This window comes from Leptospira alstonii serovar Sichuan str. 79601, assembly GCF_000347175.1.
GTDB classification, from domain to species: Bacteria; Spirochaetota; Leptospiria; order Leptospirales; family Leptospiraceae; genus Leptospira; species Leptospira alstonii.
On sequence record NZ_ANIK01000071.1, the window covers coordinates 25,975 to 43,685 of the forward strand.

14 protein-coding genes and 2 pseudogenes are annotated in these 17,711 nt (G+C 43.1%); 5 read left to right on the forward strand and 11 right to left on the reverse strand.

Annotation, left to right across the window (positions count from 1 at the left end):
- The first annotated feature begins 46 nt into the window (after positions 1–46).
- Complete coding sequence (locus tag LEP1GSC194_RS14470; protein ID WP_020774338.1) at positions 47–1,741, forward strand: DUF342 domain-containing protein; 1,695 nt, start codon at positions 47–49, stop codon at positions 1,739–1,741.
- 187 nt (positions 1,742–1,928) lie between these two features.
- Here LEP1GSC194_RS14470 and LEP1GSC194_RS14475 read toward each other — a convergent pair whose 3' ends face one another.
- The 4 genes from LEP1GSC194_RS14475 to xerD form a co-directional block, all read right to left on the reverse strand.
- Complete coding sequence (locus LEP1GSC194_RS14475; RefSeq protein WP_017807621.1) at positions 1,929–2,255, reverse strand: TfoX/Sxy family protein; 327 nt, start codon at positions 2,253–2,255, stop codon at positions 1,929–1,931.
- A gap of 81 nt (positions 2,256–2,336) precedes the next feature.
- Complete coding sequence (locus LEP1GSC194_RS14480; RefSeq protein ID WP_017807622.1) at positions 2,337–2,747, reverse strand: LA_2478/LA_2722/LA_4182 family protein; 411 nt, start codon at positions 2,745–2,747, stop codon at positions 2,337–2,339.
- Positions 2,744–3,172 carry an ATP-binding protein gene (locus LEP1GSC194_RS14485; protein WP_020774341.1) on the reverse strand — a complete coding sequence of 143 codons (429 nt, stop codon included), beginning with the start codon at positions 3,170–3,172 and terminating at the stop codon, positions 2,744–2,746. Before LEP1GSC194_RS14485 ends, LEP1GSC194_RS14480 begins: the two co-directional genes overlap by 4 nt.
- Before the next feature lie 166 nt (positions 3,173–3,338).
- Entirely contained in the window at positions 3,339–4,235 is an 897-nt protein-coding gene (gene xerD, locus LEP1GSC194_RS14490) for a site-specific tyrosine recombinase XerD (protein WP_020774261.1), read from the reverse strand.
- Positions 4,236–4,332: 97 nt separating this feature from the next.
- Between xerD and LEP1GSC194_RS14495 the strand changes: the two are divergent.
- Positions 4,333–4,945, forward strand: a pseudogene (locus LEP1GSC194_RS14495) (tetratricopeptide repeat protein); the annotation flags it as partial.
- Positions 4,946–4,956: 11 nt separating this feature from the next.
- Positions 4,957–5,979 (forward strand): LA_2486 family SGNH/GDSL-type esterase, encoded by a 1,023-nt coding sequence (locus tag LEP1GSC194_RS14500; RefSeq protein WP_020774287.1) that lies wholly within the window; start codon positions 4,957–4,959, stop codon positions 5,977–5,979.
- A gap of 95 nt (positions 5,980–6,074) precedes the next feature.
- On the opposite strand, the gene LEP1GSC194_RS14505 is transcribed toward LEP1GSC194_RS14500, so the two are convergent.
- Together LEP1GSC194_RS14505 and LEP1GSC194_RS14510 are read right to left on the reverse strand one after the other, a co-directional pair.
- Positions 6,075–7,511, reverse strand: coding sequence for an MBOAT family O-acyltransferase (locus LEP1GSC194_RS14505; RefSeq protein ID WP_020774326.1), 1,437 nt, complete (start codon positions 7,509–7,511; stop codon positions 6,075–6,077).
- Complete coding sequence (locus tag LEP1GSC194_RS14510) at positions 7,501–8,841, reverse strand: LA_2490 family SGNH/GDSL-type esterase (protein WP_020774396.1); 1,341 nt, start codon at positions 8,839–8,841, stop codon at positions 7,501–7,503. Before LEP1GSC194_RS14510 ends, LEP1GSC194_RS14505 begins: the two co-directional genes overlap by 11 nt.
- A 279-nt stretch (positions 8,842–9,120) precedes the next feature.
- Between LEP1GSC194_RS14510 and trxB the strand changes: the two genes are divergently transcribed.
- Positions 9,121–10,068: a thioredoxin-disulfide reductase gene (gene trxB, locus LEP1GSC194_RS14515; protein ID WP_021064801.1), complete on the forward strand. Its 948-nt coding sequence runs from the start codon at positions 9,121–9,123 to the stop codon at positions 10,066–10,068.
- 333 nt (positions 10,069–10,401) lie between these two features.
- Here the strand turns inward: trxB and LEP1GSC194_RS23160 are convergent, their stop codons facing one another.
- From LEP1GSC194_RS23160 to LEP1GSC194_RS14530, 4 genes and pseudogenes are all read right to left on the reverse strand, one after another.
- Positions 10,402–10,905, reverse strand: coding sequence for an Rpn family recombination-promoting nuclease/putative transposase (locus LEP1GSC194_RS23160; protein WP_231384536.1), 504 nt, complete (start codon positions 10,903–10,905; stop codon positions 10,402–10,404).
- A 32-nt stretch (positions 10,906–10,937) separates the two neighbouring features.
- Positions 10,938–11,111 (reverse strand): annotated as a pseudogene (locus LEP1GSC194_RS23650) (Rpn family recombination-promoting nuclease/putative transposase); the annotation flags it as partial.
- Positions 11,112–11,291: 180 nt separating this feature from the next.
- The gene (locus LEP1GSC194_RS14525) at positions 11,292–12,029 is read right to left on the reverse strand and encodes a hypothetical protein (RefSeq protein ID WP_020774283.1); all 738 of its coding nucleotides are present in this window, start codon (positions 12,027–12,029) and stop codon (positions 11,292–11,294) included.
- A gap of 46 nt (positions 12,030–12,075) precedes the next feature.
- Positions 12,076–12,984, reverse strand: coding sequence for a carbohydrate-binding protein (locus tag LEP1GSC194_RS14530; protein ID WP_036043152.1), 909 nt, complete (start codon positions 12,982–12,984; stop codon positions 12,076–12,078).
- A gap of 153 nt (positions 12,985–13,137) precedes the next feature.
- Here LEP1GSC194_RS14530 and LEP1GSC194_RS14535 point away from each other — a divergent pair, with 153 nt between their 5' ends.
- Entirely contained in the window at positions 13,138–16,773 is a 3,636-nt protein-coding gene (locus LEP1GSC194_RS14535) for a tetratricopeptide repeat protein (RefSeq protein ID WP_020774306.1), read from the forward strand.
- Positions 16,774–17,159: 386 nt separating this feature from the next.
- On the opposite strand, the gene LEP1GSC194_RS14540 is transcribed toward LEP1GSC194_RS14535, so the two are convergent.
- Positions 17,160–17,696, reverse strand: a complete 537-nt coding sequence (locus tag LEP1GSC194_RS14540; protein WP_017808908.1) for a hypothetical protein — start codon at positions 17,694–17,696, stop codon at positions 17,160–17,162.
- Positions 17,697–17,711 lie beyond the last annotated feature (15 nt).

The window sequence follows — 17,711 nt, forward strand, 5'->3', positions numbered from 1 at the left end:
GATTTCGATTGTAAAAGGGAGAATGATTTCTACACTGAAACCCCGAATGAGCGACTCCCTTAAGAATTTCACAGATTCTCTCTTAAAGGATCTGGAAGAAAACGAAAACGGTTTCTTTAAAATAGAAAACGAGGACGGACTTGCGTATCTTTCAGTTTTTCCCGCTGGTAAAAAAGGGAAGCCGGTCGATTCCAAAGAGATCCTCAGAAGAATCGAACTCTTTCAAATCACGGAAAGTTCATCCGCAACGATCAAGGATCTCGCTCTGAAATCCGACGGACTTTCGCATCTCATCGGAAAATGGCCCGGCAAACCGGAAAGCTCCCGTATTACAATCGAAATCTCCGAAGACCGTATGAAAGCCTATCTCATTTTTTATCCTCCCAAATACGGCGGTAGAATCCTAAACTCCGAACAAATTCAAGAATCGATTCTTCAAAAAGGAATTCAATTCGGAATTCGAAAAGAGACCGTCGATCGGTTTTCCGAGGAACCGGAATACGGAAAAAAAATTCTAATCGCGGAGGGTGTTCCTCCCGTTCCCGGAAAGAACGGAGACATACGGATTTTATTCATTCATCCTGCGGCCCCAAATTTGGAAGAGGACGAGTTCGGTAGAGTAGATTTTAAGAATATTCAAATTATACAAAGTGTAGCAAAGGACCAAAAACTTGCGGAAAAAATTTCTCCCCTCCCCGGCAAGGAAGGAAAAAACGTGTTGGGAGAAATTCTCCCTTATGATTCAGGAAAGGAAGCGGAATGGAAACTCGGAGCCAACGTTAGACTCTCTTTAGAAGGAACTTCGGTTCATTCTCTGATCGACGGAAGACCGATCCTGGACCGTCAAGGAACGATTCGAGTCGATGAAATCTGTCATTTGGAGAACGTGGATTTTTCCACGGGAAACGTTAATTTTCCGGGAACCATCATCGTCGAAGGTTCGATTGCGGACGGTTTTACCTTAGAAACCGAAGGTTCCATCATCGTTAAAAAATCCGTTGGAAAAGTTTTTCTCAAAGCCGGAGGGGACGTCGTTTTATCCGGCGGATTTATGGGAAGGAACGGAGGCCTCATCGAATCCGGAGCCGACATCTACACGCGTTTTGTGGAACAAGGAAGACTGATCGCAAAAAACACGATCTTTATAGAAGAAGCCTCGATGCACTCGGAACTTGTCGCCGGAGAATCCGTGGTAATTCACGGAGGCAGGGGAGAATTGATCGGCGGAAGTTGTGTCGCCGGCAAATCCGTCATCTGCACCAAGTTAGGCGCAATCGCCGAAACCAAAACATCCGTCTCGGTCGGAATTCGTCCCGAACTTTTAGAGGACCTAGAAAAGTTACGATCCGAAGTTCAAAAAAATCAAGAGATTTTAAAAAAGGTGGAACTGAGTCTCGTAAAGTTGAACGAAGATTCCCAGAGAAGACAACTCACGGCGGAAGAAAAGGAAAGTCTACCGAAACTCTCCGCGATCAAACAGAAATATTCAGGAATTTTAAACAACCTTTTAGGACAGGAACAATCCGTAATTATGGGATTTGAACCGGACAAGGACTCTTATGTGGAAGTGGAACAGGAAATTTTTCCGGGAGTCGATATCTACCCGGGCAAGGGTAAAAACTTTAAAGTTCGTCTTAAAGAAATTCCCGGTCCTTCTTTCGTATTTTTAGGAAACGACGGAAATCCCCAAATCACAAAAACACGGCCCAAACGTCTCGGGATTTTACAGGAAGAAAACTAAAAACTAAGATTTTGGTAAAACGCCTACATAACGCGCCCTCAATTGATTCATTGGATACTATTCGTATGCGGTTCAACCCGCACCGCTTCCAATGGCGAGTAACGTACCCTTCGAAAGTTTTAAGGTTCGGCTTGAGTACTGTATCAATCGTGAAATTTTGTTCGGTTCTTTTCAACGTATCATCATTTTACTTTTTTTTCGGCTTCGGTTTTGGCTTGGGAAGTTCCTCAGCCGTAATTCTGATCAAAGTACTGATCCATTCTTTGTTTTCCAATGAATCTGAAATCAGAAAACTCGGCTTTGCACCCGGATAGGCCGGCGCTTCCTCTACGTTTCCGATCCATTTCCTGCCGCCTTCGGTGGGTTTTATAAAAAGACGATTATCGCAAATCAGAGCTACAATTTTGTCGTCACAATAAATCGCATATTCCCCGAACATCTTTTTGGATACGATTTGCCCTGCGCTTTTTATTTGATCTACGATAAAATCTACAAAACTTGGATCCGATGACATTTTTGTTCTCCTATTCTCGCGAAAACTATCCGAATCAAAATTGAAGAATATAAGTTATATTCGAAAAACGGATTGTAAGTTTCACTCGTCTTTCGGAGACTGAAACAATTCCTGACAGGAAGGAATCCCCCCGCCCTCCATTTCCTCGCAAGGAACTTTGAGAAGATCTTCCATGCAGACTTTCACTTTGGCGATCTGCGCATCCGTAACTTTTTCATATTCGTCCGGAAGAATGTTCTGATCCTTCTGTTCTTCCATACATTGATCCACGGAATACGCGGCGTTCTCCGAAGTTTTTTCCGAGGCGGGCAAGGTTTCCAGATAACGACTCGCACATTCGGCCGTTTTTGTACAAAGGCGAGTGAAATAATCCTTACTGAGTTTTTGAACCTCTTCCTTGGAAACGGAAGGTCCCTTTCTACAGGTAAAAACAAAAACAATCGAAAAAACTAATATAAAAAAACAGAATATAGATCGCTGCAACGAGTTCATTTTAGTTTAGTGAGAATCAGTCTGTTTCCTTCCGGCAGGGATTGATCCAGATAAAAATGATCCGTGAGTTTTTTCACGAGATAAAGACCGATTCCTTCCTCCCGATAATCATTCGGCTCATATCCTCTGATTTCGGAAAGATTTTTCTGACTTCCGAAATCGCGAATTCTAATTTCCATACGATTATCAAAGAGGGTGGTTTCTATGAAAATCGGTAAATTTTTTTTGCCACCGTAAGAATGTTTGATGACGTTAAGAAGACATTCTCCTACTGCAAGTTTTAGATCGGCGGAATCGCCTGCCGTAAATCCGTTCTCGAACGCCAGATTATAGATCAGATTTCGGACGATGGACAGATAACGTGGATGGGAAGGGATCTGTAATCGAAACAGGTTTTCTAAACTTTTCTTTTTTCCGGAATCCATTTCGACTTTAATTCAATTTTTGTAATATAGAAAATCATACTTTTTGCAAGTAATAACTCTCCCTAATATCTAACCGCCGAAATTTCTGTCGTGTCTTCGATCGTTCCGATCCAACGATCCTTTCGGCTTGAAAGATCAAACGCAATTTCGACCGCTACAATTCGACTCAACCTCTCGGATGAAATTTTTTATGAACTTCTTTCAGGGTTTTATTCGCCATGTGGGTATAAATCTGAGTCGTGGAAATATCGATGTGGCCCAAAAGTTCCTGAACCGATTTCAAATCCGCGTGATTTTCCAATAAGTGAGTCGCAAAAGAGTGTCTGAGAGTATGAGGGGTTACTTTTTTAGCGATGGTCGTTCTTTTGATATAGTGATTGAGAAGTCTCCAAACCGACTTGCGATTGATATAAGAACCTTTTTTGGAAACGAATAGATACTCGCAACTTCTCGTTTTGAGAATAAAAGGACGGCTCTGTTTCAGATAACGATTCATGATATCCAAGGACTTTTCGCCGAACGGAACCAGTCTTTGACGACCTCCCTTCCCTTCCACGGTTAGCGTCATTCCTTCCAGATCCATGTCGCTTAATCTTAAATTGCATGCTTCCGAAATTCTAAGTCCGGAAGAATAGAGTAATTCGAAAATACATTTATCTCTGAGTTCGTAGAGATTATCTTCCCGTATGGTTGAGAACAATTCCTCGATTTCATCTTGAGTCAGATAATCCGGAATGCTCCGCATCACTTCCGGAGTTTCTATCTTTTCAGTCGGGTTGGTATCGAGTTTTTTTTCGTCCTTTAAAAACTTGTAAAACTGTCGGATCGCGACTACTTCTCTCGCGATCGTTTTCGAACTGATCTTTCGATCCTTTTCCTCGTTCAAAAACCGCATGATATCATTCGCCTGAACTTTTAGGAAGTCGATATGTTCCTTTTCCAGAAAGTTCTTGAACTTGTTCAAATCGTAACCGTAAGAATAAATCGAGTTATCGCTTAATCCCTTTTCTACGGAAAGATATTCCTGGAAATTTTGAAGTAGGTTGTTATGTGAAGATGTCACTGTTTTTAGTCCCGTCTGAAATGTTTAACAAGTACTAAATCCTTCGGACATTTCCCCTCAGGAGAATTAAACTTTTTTATGTTGCCTAAAGGGTTTATTGGAAAATTCTAATCGAAACCTCGGACAAAATACCGCCTAGGTATTCTTTTTTTCTAATGATGAGAGTAAAAACTTCTGTATTTATGAGACTAAATATCCGATATGTTTTTTTCTCTTTTTTTATTTTGTTCTTCTGCGTATTTTGTTCCTCCGACGAAGAAATGATCTGGGACGCGAGAGATTCTCTTTCCAAGGGAAATACGGCGGAAGCGATGCGTCTTTACGAATCGGTTTTGAAAAAAAATCCCACTCATTTGGAAGCGAATCGTACTCTCGGAATGATTCTCGCCGATAGCGGGCTCGCCCTCAATTCCGCGGCGTTTTACCTGGAACGAGCCGAATCTTCTCTTCCCGGCGATTCCTTCCTTTTACTCTATCTCCTTGAAATTCATTTACAAGAAAAAGACAGGGACAAAACGAAACGAATCCTGGAAAAATTCTCCAAAGCGAAAGACAAGGAAATGGAAAGTTATGCGGTTTTTCTAAAAGACTGCCTTCTTGAAAAAAAGAAAAACGGATCGGAATTCAATCGATTCAAAACGAGTATGATTCCTTCCCTGTTGCCCCCCGCAAGACGGCTGTTTTTAAAATGCGAACTTTCCCTCTACGCCAATCCTTCTTCATGAAATCGTATTTTAAAATCATTCTTCTTTTTGTCGTTTGTTTTATGTTAGGCGAAATTCTGATGAGAATGTTTCCTCCGAACGGTCTCGTTTACAGACTGAGAGACAAACAAGTCCACTGTATCGAAGAAAGGGAAATTCCGGAAATCATGCTTTGTCCGGATTCCGACACGACCCTACCCCATCCAGCGGGATTTACTTTCCGAGTAAGGGTAGACGAACGCGCGGAAAGAATCGTCTCGGAGGAAAAAGCGGTCCCCGGAGCAAAACCCGAGGTTTGGTTGATGGGAGATTCGATCGCCTACGGTTTCGGACAAAACGATTCGGACACGATCGCTTGGAAATTACAAGAGGCTCTCAAACCTTTCGGATTCCAGGTTCGAAACCTAGGAGTGGATTCTCTCGGTACGGGTGGAGTTCAAAGAAAAATGGAAAGGACGATTTTTTGTAAGGATTTCTCGAAGAAGGATTGTATTTTACCAAAAGCGGTTTTTTGGATCTATCATCCTTCGGATCTGCAAGACGTTTACAGAGAATTCTATTTAAGAAATTCCGCATATGGCAGGTGGCTCTTTCGAAGTTCCGTATTTTTATCCAGATACAGCGCCCTTTATAATTATTTCAAAATTCAAAACGAAAACAGAAAGTCGGAAAAACTCCGCGAGAACGGTCCCGAAACGATTCCGGACACTCTTACCGATTATCCGGACGATCATCCTTCTTTCCAAGAAATGAGGATCTTCTTTGACGTTTGCAAAAAACTGAATATTCCCTTGACCATGGTTTTGTATCCGAACGGAACCCATTCCTTGTTGATGCCTCTTACTTATACTCCTTTGTTGGATCGAGTCGCCACAATCGCAAAACAAAAAGGAATTTCGGTTTTAGACGCAAGACCCGATTTTATACGGGAATACAATCAAAACAAAACGGACTTTTATCTCAAAAACGACGGCCATCCGAACGCAACTTCCGCGAAACTCATCGCAAAAAAAATCTTAGAAAGAATTTCCATCCCATAAATCTTATTTTTTGAATATTAGAGTTGTTGAAAAATTTCGTAGTTCAAATTAACAAAACTACTTTCTTAAGCCGTATTCTCGTTAAAGTACGAAGCTCAAAACTGAAAATAAAGAAACGGCTGACTCACGGTCACGCTATAGAGAATAAAACCGACGAGCAACATCATCCCCGCCAAAGGATAAACGATCCAAGGTTTACTTTGAAGGTTCTCCATCCAAGTCGGCCTTGTTTCCTGAAGATAATCCGCTCCGAATAAAACGATGACCGCGGACAAAACCGCAAAAGGAACCTGAAGAGTCTGACCGCTTTCCAGGGAAAAAGTCCGCTTCACCATCGCAAACGCAAGTTCCAAACTCGTATCGTACCCGTATTCAGGAGACGGTTTGGCTCGGAAAAAAAACATAGAGAAGGAAAAGATCAAAAACGAATACGTATATTTGATCCATTCCGGAACTTTATCCCAACCTCGTTTTAAGGTGGAAAAGGAAAAAACAAATCTTTCCAACACCATCACGAGTGCGTGACAAGCTCCCCAGAAAATAAAGTTCCAATCCGCTCCGTGCCAGATTCCGCTCACAAAGGTAGTAAAGAACACGTTGAAGTAAGCTCGGAAAACGCTCACTCTGTTTCCGCCTAAAGAAATATAGATATAATCTCTGAGCCAGGAGGAAAAGGAAATATGCCATCTTCTCCAGAGTTCGGTTATGGTTTGAGCGAGAAACGGCCTCGTAAAATTTTCCGGTATGGAATATCCCAAAATTCTTCCGGTTCCGATCGCAACGTCCGAATATCCGGAAAAATCGCAATAAATCTGAAAAGAAAATAAAAACGCGGCTACGACCAAGGAAAGAGAATCGTAAACTCCCGGATTGGCGAACACAGGATCGATCGCCAGAGAAATCGGATCGGCGACGAAGGTCTTTTTAAAAAGTCCCCAAACAAGTTGTCTGATTCCGGGCAGAAGGTTTTCTTTTTTATAAGTATAATTCTCCAAAAATTGATGGAGCATATCCTGGGCACGGATGATCGGCCCCGCGACAAGCTGCGGAAAAAACGAAAGAAAAAGTCCGAACTGGAATAGGCTTTTCGCTCGAGGTACGGTTCCGCGGTATACGTCCACCGCATAGGAAATAGCCTGCAGGGTAAAAAAGGAAATTCCCATCGGAAGGATTGCACCCGTTGTAGAAAGGTAGGCAGGATCGCAAGGTTTCGAATCCGTAAATACGTTCCAAGCATGAATGGAAAAATCCATATATTTGAACACGTAAAGCAGCGCTAAATTTCCCCAAACCGCTACATTCAAAAATAATAATTTTATAGATTTGGAATGTGCGGCTTCCATCCCTTTGACCGCGTAATAGGTCAAAACGATCGAATAGATCAAAAGAAGAACGAAAGGAATTTTGAATATGGCGTAAAAATACAAACTTACGACCAAAAGCCAAAATCGCTGAAATTTAGCCGGAAGCCAAAAATAGAGTAAAATTACGAGAGGGGCAAAGATGAAATATTGAACCGAATTAAAGAGCATTTTTTTCCAATTCCTTAAGCTGCTTTTCCAAAGCCCGTTTTGCCCATCGGTTTCCGAACACGGTCAAATGCCCGTCTTCCGGTATGAAATAATCCCGAATCCCCGAAAACTTTTTTCCTCCCTGAGTTTCGATGGTTTCCCCGCACATCTCCCCGGTTTCTCTTCTGAGTTTGAGTACGGGAACTTTCTTATTTTCAAAGTAAGCCGCGGCACGTAACGCGTAGTTTTCCAAAGGATGATAGAGGCCTCGGTTTCTACAAAAGATTTCTTCCACCTGGATCGGCATCAGAATTACGATCAATCGAATTCCGTTCGATCGAGTGTATTCCACCATTTCGTCGTACGCTTGTTGTGTGATTTTCGGAAGAGGCTCGAGAGAACCGAGGGAAGGCTCTTTATCCTGACAGGAAAAATAATCCGGAATCGGTTCGGGACAATATCGGCTTTTATATTCTTCTCGGCTCATGATATCCGGATTAGGCGCCTCAACTACATTCCGTTTTTCGAATGTTTTTTGCACGTCTGGATCGCATTTATTTTCCGGAGTTCTAAAGAAGGAATCCTTCATATACTTTGCGGGAGTTTGTTCGACGGTCGATTCGGAGGAAAGTCCCGTGGAATTCCATTCCGATCTCATACGAAACGCCGCGAACGCAACCTGGACCTTCAATTGTTCCAATGCCAGTTTCAAAGCCTGAAGCGTATAAGAAGCGCGGGAAAGTTCGAATTGAATCCTAAAATTTCGGTTAAAGCTCGGGTCCTGATTTCGAATCTCGTCCACCTCGTCGTCCGAAAGCATCCCTTTGGCCCTGAGTTCGTCCGGAATCGTAAAGTCGTTTCCGGAAACGAAAAAAAGGACTTCCTTCAAGTTCTTTAACTTGGGAGCCATGTCTTTCAGTCTTCGAACCGCACCCAAGGAACCGTAGGCGTCCACCGCCAGATTCATCGTCTGTCTCGCTCCGCCTTTCAACTCGATCCCGTTCAATTGATGACAAAATGTGTCTTCGTCGGAAACTCCGAATCCCATTACAAGGCTGTCTCCCAAACAAGCAAGCTGAGGTTTTTGGGGATCGGGCTCTTCCAAACCTCTCATTCCGAGGGAATTGGTTCTAAATCTTCCTTCCCATTTTCCCGCAAAATGTCGAATGTAAATGTCCTGGTTGGGAGCCAAGTCCACGTAGTAAACCGGATTGTATCTGTGAAGAATCTTCTGATCTCTATAAAATTGAAGAGAAGGAGATTTAAGGACGTTGAGAAGAATTTCCGTTCCTAAAAAAACGAGGATGAAAAATGCAAGGATGAACCCTGCCCGGGAGAAAAATCCTTTCATGGATAGAGGAGAGATTGGAATACAAGGCTTACCTGGCAAGCGAATTCTCCCTTTTCTCCTTCAGGTCAAAAGTCCTCTCACTCCATCTTAGCGATTCGGCGTTCCGCCCGGTGCTCGAATTTATGTTCAAATTATTCAAGCAAATATATTTGCAGGTAACGTTCTGGAAAAACAAATCAGAGAAAAACTTTCAAAATTCTCCCTGAAAAAAAGGATCTACTTTACAACCGAAGAGTCTAAAAATAGATCAAGTTTAGAATCATTCTAATTCGAGGAAACATGGCCCATAAAATTGTCATTATAGGATCCGGACCGGCCGGACATACGGCAGCGATCTACGCGGCGAGAGCAAACTTAAACCCGGTGATGTACGAAGGGTTTATGGCGGGTGGAATCGCCGCTGGCGGACAACTTACGACCACTACCGAAGTCGAAAATTTCCCTGGGTTTCCGGACGGAATTGACGGAACCCAATTGACCCAACTTTTCCGGGAGCAATCCGTCAAATACGGAACCAAGATCATAACCCAAACGATCACAAAGGTGAATTTTTCCTCCAGACCGTTTCAACTCTGGTCGGACGACGAACTTATAGAAGCCGAAGCGGTTATCATCGCGACCGGAGCAACGGCAAAAAGAATGAACGTAATCGGTGAAGATTCTTATTGGCAAAGAGGAATTTCCGCTTGTGCGGTTTGTGACGGAGCCCTTCCGATTTATAGAAACAAAGAACTCGCCGTCGTAGGCGGAGGGGATTCGGCAGTGGAAGAGGCTTCTCACCTCACTAAGTTCGCATCGAAAGTATATCTCGTCCACAGAAGAGATTCCCTTCGAGCATCCAAAATCATGCAAAAGAGAGCGGCTACTCATCCTAAGATCGAAATCATTTGGAACTCTCAAGTCAAGGAAGCCAAAGGAGACGGAAAAAATCTCACCGCCCTGACTCTGGAAGACACCTTGAGCGGCCAAAAAAAGGAACTTTCAGTCGGGGGACTTTTTTACGCGATCGGTCACAAACCCAATACGGATATTTTTGAAGGAATTTTGGACCTGGACGAAAGCGGTTATATCAAAACGATTCCCGGTTCTACAAAAACGAGCATCGAGGGAGTTTTTGCCGCGGGAGACGTTCAAGACAAAATTTATCGTCAAGCGGTCTCCGCCGCCGGGTCCGGTTGTATGGCGGCGCTCGATGCGGAACGCTGGCTCGAATCGAGAGAAGAATAGAGTTGTTGAAAAATTAATTCTGCATTTGTTTCTGTTTCATTGAAATGGACGATTGAAGCAGTTTTATTAATCCACGACTATTGAAATTTTCAACAACTCTAATAATAAAAGGTTCTCGGGGGCCTTCATTCACGCTCACCTTCATGTAAAAGTCGCTTAATATGAAAAATACTTTATATATATTTTGTAAACTATATTAACAAACATTAATAGGCTAACACATATTAAAAGTTCAAGTTGGAGTTTTGCGGTATCAGCAATCTTGTGTAAATGACGTTAGAAAGAAGCTCAACGGCAAACACGCGTTAGTTTTCATTGAGGGCTATCACTGGATTAGGTAATCCCGCGATCTTTGAGATCCTTTTCACTGAGCCCAGTGATTCGGAGAATCACTTCCAACTTGAGCCCTTCCGAAAACATATTACGCGCCGTTTCGATTTTACCTTCGATCTTGCCCTCTTCTCTCAGTTTTTCAGCGGTAGTCATACTCAAATCCTCGTATTTCTCTAATTTAGATCTGTTTAGAACCTTGGAAATTTCCTGCGGTTGAATTTCTCGGACGTTATAGATATATAAAAACAGTTTTTTGAGAATTTCAACCCTTTTCGATTCGTTCTGAAGACTCCCAAGCAGCTCCAACAATTCGCCTAAATGTCCTAAAAACTCGTCGTCCCCTTCCCAAATTCTTTGAATCACTCCTAAAATCACGCGTAAGGTCACGCTTTCCAACTTGTCCAAATCAGTTTTAGAAAGATCCAATAGATCCAGTTTGAAATCGGGAATGTATTCCCCCAAAGCCAAACTCTCCTCAGATAAACGTTGGTAAAACCGCCCGATTTTAGAGGGATCTTAAAAAGAAGATCCGTTTGTTCCTCTTTGAGTTTTTCCGAGATAAAATTAGAGGATGAAAGTTCTAATTTAGATAGATCTAATACGTTTTTTACCTTAGGAGACAGCTTATAGTCTAAAAAAGAAATCGCCTCCGTTGTTTCTTGAAGCATCTCCCGGACAAATCGGTCGTGTGGATTAGTAATCTCGGACATGATCGTTTAAAAATTTAATTCTCCTTTTTATAATTTCTACCGTTAGGAAAACCGGAAAAAACTGGGAAAGAGAAAACTTTCGAGTTCGTTAGACAAGGACGTATAACGCGGATCTTATTAGGAAGTTTATTCGCACGCCGATCTAACCGCCGATAAAACGAGTTTTTAAAGTGAAAATTCTTACGGCTTATCGACCAAGATCCCTCTTGCGTTTCGAATATCATAAATATAGAATGTGATTTCGGGAAGTTTCGCGTTAACCGCTTTTTTCTTTTTGGATTCTTCCTTTTCCTCTTCCAAAGAAACGATCATCACCAATCTTTCCTTACCGGTAGAAGGAAGAATTTTTTCCAAAGAGTATTTTCTAGGAAGGACACCCACTAGAGTCGCGGTTCCGGGTTTATACACAAAAACCTGTCTGCGGTCTTTTTGATTTAAAAATCCGTCCTTATTGGTATCTTCCGTCATTCCGATCAGGATGAGATTTTTTCCCGTGGAAATTCCCGGAGCTAGAACCGAAGCCAATTCCGATTCTTCGGCCGTTTCTCCTACTTCCTTGTCCGTACCCGTAAAATAATCCCAGATGTAAACGTTTCGATGGAACAACTTGCGGGGATTTCCGGATGCTAAATCGATTACGGTAAGGTTTCTAGCGTGATTCAGGTTTTTTCTGTGACCGGCGACCGTTTCTCTGGAAAGTTCAAACGGATAAAAGAGATAACGTTCCCAAAGAACCACGGAATGATCGAGCAAATCCCCGCTTCGATCCGCGGGAGTCGGAGGTTCTTCTTTGGAAGAACCGGGCTCGACTAACTCCACACCTCTGTCTAAAATGAACCAGCTTTTGGAAAGAGTGAAGACCAAAATCCCGAGGACGATGATCCCGAACGCGTAAACTCCCAGCCGGATTTTTTCCATGAGTAGAAAAAAGCTCGGGAAAAGACCAGGTCAATGAAAAAAAGGGCTATTTCGCCTCTAAGGCGTACGAACGTTCCGGGATCGTCAGATAAGAGGAAATCTCACCCGTATCTTCCCGAAGCCTCGTGTTCTGATTGAAGGTATCTAAAATGATCTTTCCGTCTCGAACAAAGTTATAGAGATAATTTCCGGGTTTCATTTTTTTGATGAGAGTAAAAACGTCCTTATCCTTTTTTAAGACGTCTTCTTCCGGATCCCAGTGATTGAAATCCCCGACGAGAGCGACGGTCTCCGCCTCGGGCGCATAAATTCTAAACTCGACGGTTCTGTATTCCAATTCCTCATAGGGAGAATCTTCCAAAATCCGAGTGGTTACTAGTTTGTCCTGTCTGGAGGATATAGCGATCAATCTGGAAACCAAGGCACCGTCTCCGTCTTCCACCGAATCGGAGTTAGACGGATCGTGCGTAAATAAACCGTCCACTCTGAACTTGTATTCCAGTATTTTGAGTTCTTCTCGAATCGTGTCCCTACTCTCCGGATCGAATACCGTATAAAAAACTCCGTGATCGTTTTTCTTCAGCGGAATACATCTCCAAAGAGAAAAGTTTCCGCAAACGGAAACGCCCTCGTTTTCGATTCCTTCAAAGGTGAATAAAATCCCCCGGTTGAGAAGTTTTCCCGTTTCCAAAGACAAGGAAGAATCGATGTAACGAATGTATCTAGGAGCAACCGCCTTTTTTAATTTTTCCATCTGCCAATAGTAGTAGATTTTTTCCTTTTCTACGGGTTCTAAAAAATCTTCGTAGTCTTCCGATGAAAAGGATCCGATCCAATTCCCCGCGTCATCGGCGCCGATGGCCACGCTGATCGTTAAAAGTAATGTTAATAAAATTTTAGTGATTGGGATCGATCTCATTCTGGATACAAGTTCGATCAGTTTTCGAAAAAGCATGAGGCAAATCCGAAATCGTTCCCGCAGAAATCGAATCGAGTCCGATACAGGACATAAAATTTTTTTTCGATTCGGATCGGGTTTACTCGGTTTTGAAATGAGTTTTTTCCTTGGAGAATTTACGAGCCTACCGATATAATTTAGCAGGATATCATGGCCGAGGCGAATTCTACCCCACTGAGCGAAGCTGAATTAGAGCAAATTCGTTCTATTTTAGAGCCTTTATCCAAAAACCCGGACATTTCGGAAGAACTCAATCCGATGCTTTCCGTATTTCGTCAGAAGATGGGATACGGAACTCAAAAGCCTTCTCAAAACGACGAAGAGGAAGAAGAAACACAGCCCCAAGAACCGAACGAGGACACGGACGAAGAAGAAGATTTTGAGGATGAAGCGCCTAAAAGTTCGAAAAGACCTCCTACCAAAGTTTTTGAAGACGATGATATCGATTTAGACGAACTCCTAGCGGAGCCTACACAAACTCCGGCAGATGATTTTTCATTGGAAGAAGAACCGGCGCCCCCGACCGCCGATTCCGGTGAGGCGGATCCATTTGCGGATTTCGGTATGGAATCCGAACCTTCTCCTACGGTTTCGGAAGAAACGGACGCATTGGGAGATTTCGGACTTTCCGAAGAACAACCGGCAACAACGGACGATTTCTCTTTTGAAGAAGAAACCGCAACGAACTCCGCGGATCCATTTGCCGATTTAGGGGCTCCTTCCTCCGAGGATCCTTTCGCGGGAATGGGAGAAACAACGGAAGCGGATCCGTTCGGTGGAAGTGATTTTGGAGCGGAATCTATGGATGACTTTTCATCCACTCCGTCTTCCGAAACAGACTCGTTTGACACGTTTACTTCTACTCCGGAAACTTCTGCGGACGACTCCGATCCGTTTGCAGGAATGGGTGTAACGGAAAAACCCGTCGGAGAAGACGATTTCGGTCTTTCCGATTCACAAACCTCTGGGGGCGAAGATTCCTTTGATGATTTTATGTCCTCGGAGCCGACCGGCGGAGACGATTTTTTCAGTTCTCCCGCGGACTCAGGACCCGCACCAACCGAATCCGATCCGTTTGCGGACTTCGGCGATTTAGGTTCTCCCGCGGGCCAGGATCCTTTTTCGGATCTTTCCCCTTCCGCCACGGTTTCCGAAGATCCTTTCGCGGACTTTACTCCTTCCGAAGACACGTTATCCGACATACCGGGCGACGCAGATCCCTCTTTTGATTCTTTCAGTCCCGACTTGGATGCGGGCGGAGAAGATTTTGATTCCGGAAGTTTAGAAGCGGACTTACAAGGACTTGCGACCGAAGAAAAACAGGAAATCGACAAGGGACTCAAAGACGAAGAACTCGCAATCATCCAAAAGGAAATTCTCAGATACCCGCCTTCGCTTCGTCGTGCGGTGATCGACGCGATCGTTCAAGATCGACTTACCCCCAGAGATCAAAAAGGACTTTTAGAACTAATCAAGATCGAAAGTTCTCCGGAAGAAATCGCAGACTTTCTCTCTGGAGTTCTCGGAGAAACCGTTTCCATTTCCCAAAGAATGAGCGGTTTTTCCAAAGACGGAATTCCGATCATTTCGACGGACCCTCTTTATACAAAAGAGGGACTGCAAAGACAAAAAAAGGCGGTCCGAAGGACAATCATTACAATCGCCGCTACGCTCTTTTTTGTAGTCGGCGGAACCTTATTCTATAGAAACTTTATCATCCCGAATCAAGCGGCTCAGTATTACGATCAAGGTCTTACTTTGGTTCGTGAAGCGGGAGCTTATCCGAAAAACAGCGAGGTTCGGAAGAAAAAATTTCTCGAAGCGGAAGAATCCTTTGCCAGAGGAGAAAACATTCTCCCGAATCATCTCAAATATTTGAATCTATACGGCGTGGAATATACACGAATCGAAGAATACGATCGCGCCTTTGAAAAATTATTCGGTAAGGTCAGTCCCGATTTCGGCGCGGGTGGAGAAGAACCCGCCTCCAACTCTTGGGACAAACGCGAAAAGGTTCCCATCATCGCTCTCGCCAAAGGTCAAGTCTGGGACAACGGTAAACTTCCGATCGCGGGAAAAATCGGAAACGAAAATCGTATGATTCTTATCGCTCAAGACAGGATCCAAAGAAAGATTATCAAAGCCGGCGCTTATATCGTGATGCGTTTGGAAAAACAAACACACGATAATCCGACATATAAGAATCTGGGAAGATTTCATTCTTCCATCATGCCTTCCTTTACGGAATCCTCTCTGGGAGGTGGAAAGTATAAAAACGATCAACTTGCGATCAACTTTTTTAAACAAGTCTTTACCGACGGGAACGAACCTTACGAGGAGGAATCCACCGCGGGAATCGCAAAGATCTATTACAATCGAAGGGAATTCGGTAAGGCCGCGTCTTTTTACAATAAGATCGTCGAGATCGATCCTTCCAGTCCGGTAGGAGAAGGCGGTCTACTCTCCACGTATATCGAAATGTGGAAGGAAGACGGAAATCCTCAGTTCGTGATCAATCACCATAGACAGATCAAAAACAATCTGGATATAGAAAAAAAACTTTCTCTTCACGTCCTTTCCAAACTCGCTTCGTTTTACACGGACTTGAATAAAAAAGAATTAAGAATTCGTTATAATATCAATCCGATGAATCAGGTTTCCGGAATGGAAGTTAACGACAACGCCCTTCAAATTCTGGATCTCATCTATCATAAAACGGAAGAAGATCCGGTAACCGGAACTAAAATCAAAGGTTCCAATTACGCCGAAGGATACTATCAAAGGGGAAGATACTTTGCTTCGATCAAGGAATCGATCCAAGCCAGAAGATTTTTTGAAAAGGCGGCCGCTTTAGATCCGGCGCATTTTCTTGCTTCCGTGGAACTCGCCGAAAACGCGATCCGTCTGGCAAATTTTTCCGAAGCGGATAAATTGTTAAACGAATCTCTCAAACGTTTTGAAAACTACAAACAAAGTTACGGAGCGAGAGACGAAGACGAAACCCTGATCCAAGGAAACGTCGGCCGTATTTACTTTGATAAGGCAAGAATCCAGTATTTATCCGCGGCGGGAATTCACGAAAAAGATAAAATCACCGAATTTCCGGGCCGTAAGATTTATCCGTTCCGAGCAAGAGCCGCTATGAATACGGCCGCTAAAACAAGGTCCATGGAACTCAAAAATTCCCTGGAAGGATTTTCCAAAGCGGAATCGGTTCAAGCCGACGAAAACGAATTCACTTTGATCCGTAGATGGAGAACCCCTCTTCCCGCCGGAATTCAAAGAGAACTTCGTTATTTCAAAGGTTGGGTGGATTATATGAGCGGGGACTTTGCCGCTTCCTTAAACGAATGGTCCGGCTTTGAAGACGAGGACGAATACGATCATCCCACGTTACTGATGGGTAAAGCGAACGCCTTTTTTTATACGGGTCAGTATAAGGCGAGTCTCGGAAACTATCTCAAAGTTCAAGACGATATGGAAGAAAAACTTTTGAATATGGGACTTCCGAAACCGGACGATCCGTATCACCAGGAAGTCTACCAGACGTTAATCGCCGCAACCAATAATATAGGCGCGGTTTATGAAAAACAAGGTAATACGTCCGAAGCTCTGAAACACTACTGGAAAGCGATCGAAACCGCAAGAAAGATCAATGAGGTTTCCGAAATTGCGATGTCCAACAAGGACCTTATGTTTAAAAAAGAAGCGATCGGCCAAGATCCTCTTTTGGAAGACTGGCTCTCTCCCACCTTGGACAGCGTTAAGAAATTGGCGCGTGAGTAATTTTTTCAACACGACATCGGTCTATTTCCATAGTTTTCTACTTTTGTCGTTCCGACGTACTTGCAAAAAGTATAACTTATTACTGGAATCCGTTTTTTAAAGGACTTAAGGGATTTAGAAAATTCCGGATCTTGTATATAATATTTTATCAATAGAGTCGTTGAAAAAATAATTCCCACTCCGCTTCATTGAAATGGACAATTGAAGCTGTTTTATTAATCCGAACAATGAAACTTTTCAACAACTCTTAATAAACGAAAAAAATTTCAAACTCGGACTGCGCGATCGTTTCCGATTCCATAAAAACACTCGGTTAGCAAGATAGACTCGAGCTTAATTAGAGCGAAAACATTATGAAATCGATAAACCATTTCGGAATCAAAACATTAAGGATTTAGAATATTCAGTTTCGATTGAGCGCCCAACTTTTCACGAAGCGATTTCAATAGGAATTGAAACTTTGCGACTTCTCCGGAGGAAAGAAGCTGGTTCGTTGTTTTTTCCCTGGAAGAGAAACTGAACGTGATTTCCTTTGTTTGGGCGATCTTATCGGCGACATCCATTGGAATCGAAGAAGTAATTCTAACCGACTCCGAATAATCGGTTCCCATTTTACGAAGATTGACCCAAGTCCCGTCGAGTTTTAAGGAAACTCCGATCGGAAAGCTGACCTCGAAAGAACTGAGATAATAATCCAAAAAGATCGTCTTTTCCGAATTTACATTTTTAAAAACGCCTCTGAAATTCAGGGACTTTGTATCTCCCAAGGAACAATAAAGATGAAACCCCGTACAAAGAGGATCCGAATGGAATGATATCTGTTCGAGAGCCGGTTCGGGAGTTTGACGAATCGTCTCGCCGGAACAACCGTTTTCCGTAAACAGGTTGAAACAAAGAAGAAGAATGAAAAATAAGATCTTCAAAAGGTTCCCCCGAGA